Source organism: Intrasporangium flavum (genome assembly GCF_001956915.1).
GTDB lineage: Bacteria > Actinomycetota > Actinomycetes > Actinomycetales > Dermatophilaceae > Monashia > Monashia flava.
In genome coordinates this window covers 116,393-127,981 of sequence record NZ_MLJO01000011.1, presented here as the reverse complement: position 1 = coordinate 127,981, position 11,589 = coordinate 116,393, and the positions used below count along the sequence as shown (strand labels likewise).

Here is an 11,589-nt window from a genome sequence, read left to right as displayed (position 1 = left end):
GGTCACATCGGCATCGGGCTCGGCGCCGGGACGGTGAGGCCCGGGACGACCTGGGGTGCGACGAGCACGAGCACGCCGAGGGCGAGGAGGGCGATCGCGACGCCGTACGTCGCGCTCCGCCGCCACGGGAGCACCTTCTCCACGGCGATGAGGCCGGCGACGACGGCCATCCACACGGGGCTCATGACCCCCAGCGCGAACAGCGAGGCCATGAGGGCCCAGCAGCAGCCGACGCACCAGGCGCCGTTGCGCATCCCCATCCGCAGCGCACCGGACCACCCGTCGCGCCACGACCCGAGGAGCAGGCCGAGGGGGCTGCGGCACTTGTTGAGGCAGACCCGCTTGAGCGGCGTCAGCTCGTACACCGCTGCCAGCAGCAACGTCCCTCCGGTGAGGACGCGTCCGGCGCTGTCCCACTGCAGGTCGGGGGCGACGCGCCCCGCGAGGACCCCGACGAGGAAGGCGACGACCCCCGCGACCGTCCACGTGGCCAGGTAGCCGGCGACGAACGCCATGGGCCCCAACGGAGCTCGGCTCATCCGTGAGTAGAGGGCCACCGTCGGGGCCACCGACGGGAACATCATCGCGGCCATCATGACGACCCACACGGTGATGAACCAGCCGAACGTCCCCAGCCCGGTCCACGGCCCCTGGTCCATGCCGCTCATCTGCCGGACCGTCCACCACCACCCGCCCGCGGCGAGCACGACGAGGACGACGACGAGCGACCGGTGGGTGCGCACCGCGGCGTAGGCGGGACGCAGCCCGGCCGTGTCCGGGTGGGCGGCGCCCACCGGGGTCGGTCCGCTCAGGCGGCCCATGAGAAGCCGGACTTCGACAGTCCCGTCTTCCCCTCGTAGCTGATCCCGAAGGCGTTGATGCTCGACCGCTTCGCCTCGGCCATCGTCAGGTCGGAGCCGACCGGGTGGAACATTCCCGAGAACCGCACGGGCTCACCGCTCTCGACCCCGAACGGCACGACGTCCTCGATCTCGAAGTCGACGGCGCTGCCGATCCGGACGCCGTGGCGCAGCCCGTCGTGGACCACCTCGATGGGGGCCCGCTCGACGCCGAGCATCTCCCCGATGAGTGGCGCCAGCCCGGCCATCGGGCCGCCGAGCTGTCCGCTGAAGACCTGCACGAGCCGCTCGAGCTGCTCGTCGCTGGCGCCGTCGTCGACGAAGACGCCGACCCGCCAGTTGCCCTCGGTCATGACCTTCGGCGTGTCCGCGACCATCGCGACGGTGCGGCCGGCGACGTCGGTACCCTCCACCGTCCCCTCACCGATGTCGAACACCAGCGTCACCCGGCAGAAGTCGTACGTCGCCCCGTGGTCGAGGGAGAGGTTGCACGGGCACATGAGCTCGCACGAGCACGTCTCGACGTACTCACCGTTGAGGCTCCAGGACATGATCGCGCTCCTTGTCACGCTGAGAGCCTCCCCCTCCGCCGAGTGTCCGCCCGCCCGTCGAGGGATGTCAACGACACCGTGGACGCGTCCGCCGGGGTTGCGGCGTTCGGCTCCCGGGCGCGTCGGTGCAGGAGCATCCTGACGTGGTGGCAGCAGACACGACGCCGCCGAGGAGCCTGGCCGTCCCACTGGCCGGGTTCGCCGTCGGCGCGGTCGTCGCACTGCTCGTCGGGGTGTTCGGCAAGGTCCACGACCCGACGCTCGCCGGTACGACGACCCTTGGCTTCCGCACGGTCATCGACATGAAGGTCGTGCTGTCGGTGGTCGTCGGCGTGCTGGCCGTGCTCCAGGCCATCGGGGCGCTCTGGCTCTACGGCAAGCTCGGTGCCGGCGCGCCGCCGTGGCTCGGCACCGCACACCGCGTCAGCGGCACGGTCGCCCTGCTCCTCACCCTCGTCATCGCCTACCACTGCCTCTGGGCGTTGGGCCTCGAGACCGGCAGGTTCGCCGACGGGGAGCCGGTACCGGCGCGGACGGTGGTGCACGGCGTCCTCGGGTGCGCGGTCCTGGGCACGATCGTCGTCAAGGTCGTCGCCGTCCGTTCGCGGCGCGCGCCCGGCTGGTTCCTGCCCGTGGCCGGTGGCCTGCTCTTCACGCTCCTGGTGTCCGCCGTGCTGACGTCGGCCGTCTGGTACATCGGCACCCACGGCTGGCCCGGCGCGGGTGGGTACGGCTGAGATCGTCCTGATACCAACGAAATCCCGCGAATTCGTCAGGACGGCCTATGTGCGCATTGGTGCACCGTTGGCTACTCATCCAGGCACCATTGCGACCTAGCGGTCCATAAGTGGTGGACGCACGGCGAAGCCTTGACGCGCCTTCTCCCGGACGCCGAACCTGAAGGGTCGGGGTTCTCCGACGGCTCACAGGAGGAGGAGATCGCAATGGACGAGCACGTGATGAATCGGCGTCGCGTTCTGGTGGGGGCCGGCGCCGCGGGCGCGGTGGCGATCGGGGGTGTGGCGAGCGCCTCCTCGGCATCGGCGTCGGACAACGAGGGCTCCGCGCTCGCGGGCAGCTGGATCGTCAAGCGCAAGGACGACCCGCCCGGCGACCCGACCGAGGTCTCGACCGTCCTCAGCTTCGCGGGTGGGAACGTCATGATCAGCCACGACATCGCCCCGGCCGGCCCGCCCTTCACGGGGACCTGGGCCCGTCGCAGCGGCAGCGGTTTCAAGGCGACGTTCTGGACGGGCCAGGCCGGCGGCGGTCCCACCATGCCGGGCGTCACCGTGCGCGTCCGCGCCTGGGGCAGCGTGCACCACGGGAGGATCAGCGGCACCTACGACTTCGCGGTCTTCGATCCCTCCGGCACCAAGGTCGACTCAGGGACCGGCTCGTTCAGCGGTCGCCGCATCGACGCGTAGGCAGCTGAGCCGGGGTCCGCTGACCGCACGGTCGGCGGGCCCCGGCTCATCGGACGACGGTGACCGGACGGGTCCGGGGCACCGGCCCGGACGGTGGCCCCATCGGCACCCGCAGGCGCACCATGGCGGTGTGGAGACCTGGGACGCCCTGAGGGCGCGACGCAATGTCCGACAGTTCACCGAGCAGCCGGTTCCTGACGAGGACCTCGACCGGATCCTCGACGCGGGCCGTCGCGCCCCGTCCGCCGGCAACTGGCAGCCCTGGGACTTCGTGCTCGTCACCGACCGGGCGCAGCTGGTCGAGCTGTCGAAGGTCTGGCAGGGCGCCAGGCACGTGGCCGGGGCGACGGCCGCCATCGCGATCGTCGCGCCGGAGCCGACGGACGACCGGCAGTCCGCCCTGCTGCAGTACGACCTGGGCCAGGCGACGTACGCGATGACCGTCGCCGCTGCCGACCTCGGCGTCGGCACCGGCCACGCCGCCGCGGCCGACCAGGACCGGGCCAGGGCCGTCCTCGGCTTCCCCGAGGGACGCTTCCTGGCCTACCTGCTCTCCGTCGGCTACCCGTCGGACCGTCCGCTGGCGGTCATCGAGCGGCTCGACCGACGCCCCTTCGACGAGGTCGTCCACCGCGGCCGGTGGTGACCCGCGCGATGCGCCGCCGTCGCCCGCGTTCGCGGGCTCAGGGCCACGGGGCCGTGAGGTAGGCGACCACGAGCACCAGCAGCGCGAGCCCCGCCATCCCCGCGCCGACCTGCGCCTGGCGGCTGCGCCGCGCGGACACATCCTCCCCCGATCGACCCGGTCCCGACATCGAGCCCCACACGATGAGCCCGATGCCGACCACGAGCACCAGCCCGACGCCGACCCAGAAGTACGTCATCGCACCAGTCTGCGATCTCGCCGGGCCGGGGGCCGACTCAGCACTCGTCGCCGTTGGTCAGCCGCTGGGTCCCTTCCAGCCGGACCGCGTCGAGGAGGCTCTCCCTGAGCCCGAGCGCGCGCAGGACGGTCGGCGCGACCTGGCGCAGCGACACGGGACAGGTGAGGGTGCGGCCGCCCTTGCGGCCGGGCTCGATGATGACCAGAGGGACGTGGGTGTCCTCGGGGCTGCCGCTGCCGTGGTCGACGAGCTTCGCGTTCGGCGCCGCGTAGACGACGCCGGCCACGGGCTGCACGACGATGTCGGGGATCCGCCCCGGGTTGCCGCCGAGCTGGCCGGCGAAGAGGTCCCCGACCGCGGCGCCGCTCGTGACGGTGCCGGCGCCGATCGCCGCGGCGTTCGCCTCGAGCACGGCGGCCGCGTCGGCCGCACGGCTGCGGTCCTTGAGCCAGATCAGCGCCATGGTGTCGGCCGTGACCTGCGCAGTGAGCCCGGGCTGGACGCTGTTGACGAGCGGGGCGAAGCCGGACGGGTCGACCCAGCGCAGCGCCCCGCGGTCGACAGGGCTGTTGGCGTGCTTCGCGGTGAGGACGACCATCGTGTCGTCGGTCAGGCCGTCGGCCTCGAGCCGGCTCAGCATCCGGCCGACCGCGCCGTCGACGTAGTCGAGCGCCTGCGCGAGGCCGGGGGCGGTGCCGGTGAGCGGGCCCAGCGTGGTGACGCTCTGCGGGATCGTCCCCGCCGCGTCGACGTAGCCGGAGAACTTCTGCCCGATGTTCGGCGCCTGGAAGTTCATGCCGAAGATGGCCGGGACGCCGACCACGGCGGAGCGGTCGTGGGTGAAGCCGTCGATCTGGTTGAGCACGGCGACGACCTTGAGCTCGTCGTTGGCCATGATCTTGGCGATGTCGGACTTGGCGGCGTTGAACTCCGGGCCGTAGAAGTCGTCGATGCCGGTGCCGGAGGGGCCCGCGAGGATCTCGTAGCTGGGGTGCTTGTCGGCGACCGCGGTGCGCAGCCCGGCGTCGTGGGCCACCTCGTAGATGGTGTTGACCTTGAGGAACTGGTGGGGGTACACGACGCTGCAGCCGTGGTCGGGGTCGCGCGGCAGCTTGGCCGGGTTGATGTCGGCGACGCTGTCGCCCGCGTTGGGGTTGAGGTTGATCGTCTGGTTGAAGGGGACGAGCGCTCCCCTCGTGCTGCAGTCCGAGCCGGCCGGTGACAGGTCGTTGTCCCAGGACACGTCGTAGTACACGCCGGTGGACCGGGGCGAGCCGCCGGTCGTCATGGCCAAGGTGGCAGGGAAGGAGTCCGACGGCGTCTGGGCCGACGCGTTCGCGTACCGGCGTCCCCGGGCGAGCACGTCCGCGAGCGCCGACCCCGGATGGGCGGCCGCGTAGCTCGTCAGGTCGCCGTCGTGGAACCCGTCGAGGCTGAGCAGCAGCACGTGCTCCACCTTGGGGTTCTGCTGCGTCGTCGCCGAACCGACCGGCGCACACACCACCGCCGCCGCGACCGGCGCCAGGACCATCACGGGAACTCGCCACCACGAAGTACGCACAACTCCCCCTTGCAGCCGAGGACTCCACGACCTCACCACGCTACGCCTGACCCGACCCGCTTCGACCCACTTTTCACCGACTCGGGCGACGTAGGCTGCAGGTGCCCACAGACGAGCGCGCAGTGCAGTCGACCACCCAGGAGGGCGCGGATGTCGCTCACACGGATCCACAACTTCTCCATCTCCCTCGACGGCTTCGCGACGGGTGAGCCGCAGAGCCTCGAGGCACCGTTCGGCCACGCGGGCGAGCGCCTGCACCAGTGGATGATGGCCACCCGGACCTGGGGCGAGGGCGGGAGCACCGGCGTCGACAACGCCTTCGCCGAGCGCCACGGCCAGGGCTTCGGCGCCGAGATCATGGGGGCCAACAAGTTCGGCCCGCCCGGTTGGCACGACGACCCGGACTGGACGGGCTGGTGGGGCCCGAACCCGCCGTTCCACACCCCGACGTTCGTCCTGACCCACCACGCGAGGGACCCCATCGAGATGGAGGGCGGCACGACGTTCCACTTCCTCGACGCGGCTCCCGCCGAGGCGCTCGAGACGGCCCGCGCGGCGGCCGACGGCAAGGACGTCCGGATCGGCGGCGGCGCCACCGTGGTGCGCGACTTCCTCCTCGCCGGGCTCGTCGACGAGATGCACGTCGTGCAGGTGCCGATCCTGCTCGGCCGCGGCGTCCGCCTCTGGGACGGGCTCGAGGGCCTCGACGACACCTACGAGATCGAGGCGGTCTCCTCGCCCAGCGGCGTCACCCACCTCAGCTTCACGCGCAAGGGTGTCCGATCCGGGCAGCCTGCCTCGTAGCAGGAGTGAGAGGCCCTCGCAGGGGGCCGCACCCACCGAGAGGAAGCACCGCCGTGTCCGAGGTCGTCGCCATCATGTCCATGTCCCTCGACGGTTTCGTCGCCGCGCCCGACGGTGACGTGATGGGGGTGTTCGCCTGGTACTTCGGCTCGGGCGACGTCGAGGTCCGCACCGGCGGGTCGAACCCGATGACGTTCACCGTGTCGGAGCCGAGCGCCGGGTACATCCGCGGCCTCACCTCCCGGCTCGGTGCCGTCCTCACCGGCCGCCGCACCTTCGAGACCGCGCAGGGGTGGGGCGGCAACCACGGCTGGGGACCGGCGTTCGTCCTGGCCCACGAGATCCCCGAGGGCTGGCCGCGCCCCGACTCGACGGTCCACTTCGTCACCGACGGCATCGAGAGCGCCGTGCAGCAGGCCAAGGAGGCCGCGGGCGGCAAGGACGTCGGCGTGCACGGCGCCGACACGATCCAGCAGCTGCTCAACGCGGGCCTGCTCGACACCCTCCACGTCGACGTCGCCGCGGTCCTGCTGGGGTCCGGGGTGCGGCTCTTCGACCACCTCGCCGACACGCCCGCCGTCCTCGGCGACCCGACCGTCGTCCAGGGCGTCGGCGTGACGCACCTGCGCTACCCCGTGCTCAAGGGCGCCCGGCCGTGACCCGGCCCTTCCGCTTCGGGGTCGTCGCCCCGGTGCTCACCGACGTGCGCACGTGGCGCGAGCAGGCGCGTCGGGTGGCCGGCGCCGGCTACTCGACGCTGCTCGTTCCCGACGTGCCGCAGTGGCAGCCGGCGCCCGCACCGACGCTCGCGCTCGCCGCCGCCGACACCGCGCTGCGGGTCGGCACGTGGGTCTACGCCGCACCCCTGCGTCCGGCCTGGAGCACCGCCTGGGAGGCGCACTCGATGACGGCGCTCACCGAGGGCCGCTTCGAGATGGGCATCGGCACCGGCCGCCCCGGTATCGAGGACGAGCTCGCCGACCTGGGCCTGCCCGTCACCCCGCCGCGAGAACGGCTCGACACCGTGCGCGAGACGGTCCAGCGGCTGCGCGAGCTGGACGGCCCGGACGCCCGCACCCCCGTCGTCATGGCCGTCCGGGGACCGCGCGCCCGGGCGCTGGCCGCCGAGGTGGCCGACACGGTGACGTTCGCGACGCTGCCGAGCGACAGCCGTGCCGACCTCGAGCAGATGGCCCGCGACCTGCGGGCCGAGCGCGACGTCGAGCTGGCCCTGCACGTGTCGGTCGTCGGCGACGAGGTGGCCCCCTTCATGGCCTCGGCCCGCGACACCGACCCCGCGGCGATGCGCGCGGCCGACTCGCTGGCCATCCTCCCGAGCGACCCGGCCGCCGCCGTCGAGGAGCTCCGGCGCCGCCGGGAGGAGGCCGGGTTCAGCTACGTCGTCGTCGGCGCCGGCTCGGCCGAGGTGCTGGCCCCGGTGGTGGCGACGCTGGCCGGCAGCTGACCCGGCGGTCGGCCGGACCGCCGGACCTGCCCCCTCAGCCCCCTAGCCCCAGAACCCGGCGAGGTGCCCGGCGAGGGCGCGGCCCTGCGCGTACCCACCCCGTGCTGCGGGAAGGCGCGTAGCGGGGTCGAGGGCATTGGCGTCGAAGACCTCTCCCGCACCGGCGTCCGGGAAGACGGTCTCGACCGCGCTGCCGCCGGCCCGCAGCTCGGCCACCTGGGTGGCGAGGTCCATCCCCCACGCCGGCGGCATCCGGCTGGCACCGGCGAACGGCGACATGACGAGGACGCGCCCGCAGCCCGCGGCGAGGTCGGCGTTCTCGCTGCGCCGGTAGCCACCGTTGAGGAAGCGCCGCCCGTCGATCTCGTAGGGCGTCATGGCCGAGGTGCTCGCCGCCACGGCGTCGACGAGGTCGACGCCGCTGTCGCGGTCGAACACCACCGGCTCACCGGACTCGGCGTCGACGGCCACGACGAGCACCCGCTGCCGGGGCCAGTCGATGCCCGGGAGGCGTGAGGCGACGACCTCGCGCCAGCGCCGGGCGTCGGCCCCGCCGGACGCGTCGCGTTCCAGGGCGGCGGCGCCGAGGCGTCGACGCATGTCGGCGGGGTCGGAGGCCGAGGCGATGATCGCGTTCGACCACTCGAGGTAGCCGGGCCCCGAGACGGCGGGCCGGGGTCGGTGGTCCGGGCCGCCGTGAGGAGGGCGCGCCGGTGGCGTCTCGGCGAGGATCGCGGCGTAGAGGTCGGACGGGCTCGTGCCGGCGGTGACCTGCACGGCCACGGTCGAACCGGCCGAGGTGCCGATGACGAGGTCGGCGCGGGTCACGTCGAGCCCGGCGTCGTGGAGGCCTGCGATGACGCCGATCTCCCACGCGTTGCCGGCCGCGCCGCCGCCAGCGAGGACGAGGGCGCGCTGCCCGGAGCTGCCGGAGGGTGTGGCTGGGGAGGTGGTCATGGGAGTCGCCTTTCGCGGGTACGTGGGCGGGCGCTCCCGATGGCGACTACGACCGTCGCGTGATCGTGGGACGGGAGGGAGCACCCTCTGCGGACACTGCACACATGGGTCTCACCTCCCCGTTCGGATCACGATCGCCTGCACGGTAACAGGGCGGTCCGGTCGGGCGCACCGGGATTGCGGTCCGGGCGGCGGCACGGCGTCATGGCGGTTGGGGTCCGCCCGGGCGGGGTAGGGCTGAGGGGACCCCGGACCACGGACGAAGGAGAGAAGATGTCGGACGACGCCAAGGCCGCCAAGGAGCTCGTGGAGACGCTGAAGGACGGCGAGCGCGGGTTCGCCCAGGCCGCCGAGAAGCTGCGCGGCGACGAGCACCCGGAGTGGGCCTCGACGCTGCAGCGCCTGTCGGCCCAGCGGGCCGGCTTCCGCCGCGAAATCGTCGACATGGGCCACGAGTACGGCGACGACGTCGACGAGAGCGGCACGGCCACCTCGGCCCTGCACCGCGGCTGGATCGCGCTCAAGGACGCCGTGACCGGCAACGACGCGGGCAGCGTGCTCGGCGCCGCTGTCACGGGCGAGAACCACGCCGTGTCGGAGTACGAGAAGGCCCTAGAGATGGACCTCAGCACGGGCTTCCGCCAGGTCGTCTCCCGGCAGCACGCGTCGGTCGTCACCGCGCGCGACGAGGTCAAGGCCCTCCAGCTCGCCGACTGACGCGACGCGTCGGACGCCGTCGAACGCCGGCGGACGCCGGAAGAGGGCGGTCCCGGGGCTCAGGCCTCGGGGCCGCCCTCGCCCAGCTGCTGGGCGAGGTACTGCTGCAGGCCGATCCGCTCGATGGCATCGAGCTGGCTCTCGAACCAGTCGGCGTGCTTCTCCTCGTCGCGGACCATCTCCTCGAAGACGGCCGCGCTGCCGTGGTCGCCGAGGTCGTGGCACTCCTTGGCCCCGGCGTTGAACTGCGCCACTGCGGCCTTCTCGCTCTCGAAGGCGAGCTTGAGCATCTCGTGGGCGTCCTCGCCGATGCTGATGGCCCCGAGCTTCTGCACGTTGGGGTGGCCGTCGAAGAGCAGGATGCGGTTGATGAGGTCGTCGGCGTCGCGCATCTCGTCGATGGACAGGTCGTAGAAGACCTTGCCGAGCTTGGTGAACCCCCAGTTGTCGAGCATGCGCGCGTGGAGGAAGTACGTGTTCGTGACCGTCAGCTCGAAGGTCAGGGCGTCGTTGAGGAGCTCGACGACTCGGGGGCTAGCTGGCTTCACCTTCCACCACCTCCAGCGGCGTGGGCATCGGGTCGGAGGCCAGGTCGCGCGTCGGGTCGGACAGCGACCGGGTGACTGAGGCCTCATGCTCGCACAGGAGCCGCTTGAGGGAGAAGACGCAGGAGCCACAGTCGGCGCCGGCACCGGTGGTGCGGCAGGCCTGCCCGAGGCTGCGCGCCCCGGCGTCCCACGCGTCGGTGACGTCGCGGTCGGTCACCACGGCGCAGTGGCAGACGATCACGGGTCCTCCGGGTGGCGGGCCGGGTCGCGGGGCGACGGCGTACTAAGGTCAGGCTTACCTAAGCAGACGAACCTGAGATTCCCAAGTCCGTCCCGCGCATCGGTCCTAGGCTCGGAAGGTCCACGACGACGACGCCGGGTGGTGGCGAGGATGCTTTCGCGACGGAAGAGCGTGCTGACGGCCGCATCGGCCCTGCTGTTCATCAGCGCCGGACCCGCAGGCGCGGTCGGCTTCACCCCCGGCGCCCCGGGAGGGGGCGACCCCTACTTCCCCGACGCGGGCAACGGCGGCTACGACGTCTCCCACTACTCCCTGAACCTCGGGTACGAGCCCGGCTCCGGGCAGCTGACCGGCAGGGCCGACATCACGGCGACCGCCACCCAGGACCTCTCCCGCGTCGACCTTGACCTCCGCGGCTTCACGGTCTCGGCCGTGCAGGTCGACGGCGTCGCCGCGGGCTACGCGCGCTCGGGCACGCAGGAGCTCGTCATCACCCTACGCAACGGCCTGCGCTCCGGACGAGCGTTCACCGTCTCCGTCACGTACGCCGGCGAACCCCACCCGATCACCGACCCCGACGGGTCGACCGAGGGCTGGGTGCCGACCGAAGACGGCGCGTTCGTCGTCGGGGAGCCACAGGGCTCACCCGGCTGGTACCCGGTGAACGACGACCCGCGCGACAAGGCGACCTTCGACGTCGCGGTCACCGTTCCCGAGGGCCTCACCGCCCTGTCCAACGGCGTGCTCGTCTCGCGGACGTCGTCCGGTGGGCACACGACCTGGGCCTGGCGCGAGAGCGACCCGATGGCCCCCTACCTCGCCACGGCGACCCTGGGGCGCTTCGACCTGACCGTCTCCGCCGTCGGCGACATCCCGTCCTACGTCGCCGTCGACCCGACCCTGCCCGCGGGCAACGTCCTGCGCAAGCTGCCCGAGATCGTGCAGTTCTACGCCTCGACCTACGGGCCCTACCCGTTCGACGCCGTGGGCGCGATCGCGGACGACGCTCCCGAGGTGGGCTACTCGCTGGAGACCCAGACCAAGCCCGTCTTCGACCGGATGCCCGACGAGGCGACGCTCGCCCACGAGCTCTCGCACCAGTGGCTCGGCGACTCCGTCACGCTCGGTCGCTGGCGCGACATCTGGCTCCACGAGGGGTTCGCCACGTGGTCGGAGTGGATCTGGAGCGAGCACAGCGGCCGACGCAGCGCGCAGGCCTCCTTCGACGCGCTCTACAACACGCCCGCCTCGAAGACCTCGTTCTGGACGCCCCCGCCGGGCGACCCCGGCGACCCGGCCCACCTCTTCGACGGGACGATCTACGCCCGCGGCGCGATGACGGTGCAGGCGCTGCGCCAGAAGGTCGGTGACGAGGCCTTCTTCCGGATCATCCGGACGTGGCTCGCGGAGAACCGACACGGCACCGTCACGACCGCCCAGTTCATCGCGCTCGCGGAGCGGATCTCGGGGACCGACCTGACCCACTTCTTCGACGTCTGGCTCTACCAGCCGCAGAAGCCCACCTCGTGGTGAGCAGCCCTCGAGGCCCGGACCATCCGGCCGGGCCCCGAGGG

General features: G+C 72.5%; 15 protein-coding genes. 8 read left to right on the top strand and 7 right to left on the bottom strand.

Going from position 1 to position 11,589, the window contains the following annotated elements; genetic code table 11:
* Window positions 1–2: 2 nt before the first annotated feature.
* Complete coding sequence (locus BIV28_RS09700; protein WP_076261352.1) at window positions 3–821, bottom strand: DUF2182 domain-containing protein; 819 nt, start codon at window positions 819–821, stop codon at window positions 3–5.
* Window positions 809–1,411 carry a DUF1326 domain-containing protein gene (locus BIV28_RS09695; RefSeq protein WP_076261350.1) on the bottom strand — a complete coding sequence of 201 codons (603 nt, stop codon included), beginning with the start codon at window positions 1,409–1,411 and terminating at the stop codon, window positions 809–811. The genes BIV28_RS09700 and BIV28_RS09695 overlap by 13 nt, the downstream gene beginning before the upstream one ends.
* A 146-nt stretch (window positions 1,412–1,557) precedes the next feature.
* Between BIV28_RS09695 and BIV28_RS09690 the strand changes: the two genes are divergently transcribed.
* The 3 genes from BIV28_RS09690 (at window position 1,558) to BIV28_RS09680 (ending at window position 3,484) form a co-directional block, all read left to right on the top strand.
* Entirely contained in the window at window positions 1,558–2,148 is a 591-nt protein-coding gene (locus BIV28_RS09690) for a DUF6529 family protein (RefSeq protein ID WP_076261424.1), read from the top strand.
* A 207-nt stretch (window positions 2,149–2,355) separates the two neighbouring features.
* On the top strand, window positions 2,356–2,838 hold the full coding sequence (locus tag BIV28_RS09685) for a hypothetical protein (protein ID WP_207555886.1): 483 nt from the start codon (window positions 2,356–2,358) through the stop codon (window positions 2,836–2,838).
* Window positions 2,839–2,968: 130 nt separating this feature from the next.
* Window positions 2,969–3,484, top strand: coding sequence for a nitroreductase family protein (locus BIV28_RS09680; RefSeq protein ID WP_076261347.1), 516 nt, complete (start codon window positions 2,969–2,971; stop codon window positions 3,482–3,484).
* 37 nt (window positions 3,485–3,521) lie between these two features.
* Here the strand turns inward: BIV28_RS09680 and BIV28_RS09675 are convergent, their stop codons facing one another.
* Window positions 3,522–3,722, bottom strand: a complete 201-nt coding sequence (locus BIV28_RS09675; RefSeq protein ID WP_076261345.1) for a hypothetical protein — start codon at window positions 3,720–3,722, stop codon at window positions 3,522–3,524.
* Window positions 3,723–3,759: 37 nt separating this feature from the next.
* Complete coding sequence (locus tag BIV28_RS09670) at window positions 3,760–5,253, bottom strand: alkaline phosphatase family protein (RefSeq protein ID WP_076261343.1); 1,494 nt, start codon at window positions 5,251–5,253, stop codon at window positions 3,760–3,762.
* A 180-nt stretch (window positions 5,254–5,433) separates the two neighbouring features.
* Between BIV28_RS09670 and BIV28_RS09665 the strand changes: the two genes are divergently transcribed.
* From BIV28_RS09665 to BIV28_RS09655, 3 genes are read left to right on the top strand one after another with little or no spacing between them, the layout of a single operon-like run.
* Window positions 5,434–6,087: a dihydrofolate reductase family protein gene (locus tag BIV28_RS09665; RefSeq protein WP_076261342.1), complete on the top strand. Its 654-nt coding sequence runs from the start codon at window positions 5,434–5,436 to the stop codon at window positions 6,085–6,087.
* Between the two features lie 53 nt (window positions 6,088–6,140).
* Window positions 6,141–6,746 carry a dihydrofolate reductase family protein gene (locus tag BIV28_RS09660; RefSeq protein WP_076261340.1) on the top strand — a complete coding sequence of 202 codons (606 nt, stop codon included), beginning with the start codon at window positions 6,141–6,143 and terminating at the stop codon, window positions 6,744–6,746.
* A complete protein-coding gene (locus BIV28_RS09655; protein ID WP_076261339.1) occupies window positions 6,743–7,552 on the top strand; it encodes an LLM class flavin-dependent oxidoreductase in 810 nt (269 codons plus the stop codon). Before BIV28_RS09660 ends, BIV28_RS09655 begins: the two co-directional genes overlap by 4 nt.
* 42 nt (window positions 7,553–7,594) lie before the next feature.
* On the opposite strand, the gene BIV28_RS09650 is transcribed toward BIV28_RS09655, so the two are convergent.
* Entirely contained in the window at window positions 7,595–8,509 is a 915-nt protein-coding gene (locus BIV28_RS09650) for a patatin-like phospholipase family protein (protein ID WP_076261337.1), read from the bottom strand.
* Window positions 8,510–8,782: 273 nt separating this feature from the next.
* Between BIV28_RS09650 and BIV28_RS09645 the strand changes: the two genes are divergently transcribed.
* Window positions 8,783–9,226 (top strand): ferritin-like domain-containing protein, encoded by a 444-nt coding sequence (locus BIV28_RS09645; protein WP_076261335.1) that lies wholly within the window; start codon window positions 8,783–8,785, stop codon window positions 9,224–9,226.
* A gap of 59 nt (window positions 9,227–9,285) precedes the next feature.
* Here the strand turns inward: BIV28_RS09645 and bfr are convergent, their stop codons facing one another.
* On the bottom strand, window positions 9,286–9,774 hold the full coding sequence (bfr, locus tag BIV28_RS09640) for a bacterioferritin (RefSeq protein WP_076261333.1): 489 nt from the start codon (window positions 9,772–9,774) through the stop codon (window positions 9,286–9,288).
* Window positions 9,761–10,015, bottom strand: a complete 255-nt coding sequence (locus BIV28_RS09635; protein ID WP_076261332.1) for a (2Fe-2S)-binding protein — start codon at window positions 10,013–10,015, stop codon at window positions 9,761–9,763. The genes bfr and BIV28_RS09635 overlap by 14 nt, the downstream gene beginning before the upstream one ends.
* Before the next feature lie 150 nt (window positions 10,016–10,165).
* Here BIV28_RS09635 and BIV28_RS09630 point away from each other — a divergent pair, with 150 nt between their 5' ends.
* Window positions 10,166–11,548: a M1 family metallopeptidase gene (locus BIV28_RS09630; RefSeq protein ID WP_076261330.1), complete on the top strand. Its 1,383-nt coding sequence runs from the start codon at window positions 10,166–10,168 to the stop codon at window positions 11,546–11,548.
* The last annotated feature ends 41 nt before the right edge of the window (window positions 11,549–11,589 follow it).

Coding starts and splice junctions, on each gene's coding strand:
- BIV28_RS09685 (WP_207555886.1), top strand. CDS start 2,356: ATGGACGAGCACGTGATGAATCGGCGTCGCGTTCTGGTGGGGGCCGGC.
- BIV28_RS09675 (WP_076261345.1), bottom strand. CDS start 3,722: ATGACGTACTTCTGGGTCGGCGTCGGGCTGGTGCTCGTGGTCGGCATC.
- BIV28_RS09645 (WP_076261335.1), top strand. CDS start 8,783: ATGTCGGACGACGCCAAGGCCGCCAAGGAGCTCGTGGAGACGCTGAAG.
- BIV28_RS09630 (WP_076261330.1), top strand. CDS start 10,166: ATGCTTTCGCGACGGAAGAGCGTGCTGACGGCCGCATCGGCCCTGCTG.
- BIV28_RS09650 (WP_076261337.1), bottom strand. CDS start 8,509: ATGACCACCTCCCCAGCCACACCCTCCGGCAGCTCCGGGCAGCGCGCC.
- BIV28_RS09665 (WP_076261342.1), top strand. CDS start 5,434: ATGTCGCTCACACGGATCCACAACTTCTCCATCTCCCTCGACGGCTTC.
- BIV28_RS09695 (WP_076261350.1), bottom strand. CDS start 1,411: ATGTCCTGGAGCCTCAACGGTGAGTACGTCGAGACGTGCTCGTGCGAG.
- BIV28_RS09700 (WP_076261352.1), bottom strand. CDS start 821: ATGGGCCGCCTGAGCGGACCGACCCCGGTGGGCGCCGCCCACCCGGAC.
- BIV28_RS09670 (WP_076261343.1), bottom strand. CDS start 5,253: ATGGTCCTGGCGCCGGTCGCGGCGGCGGTGGTGTGTGCGCCGGTCGGT.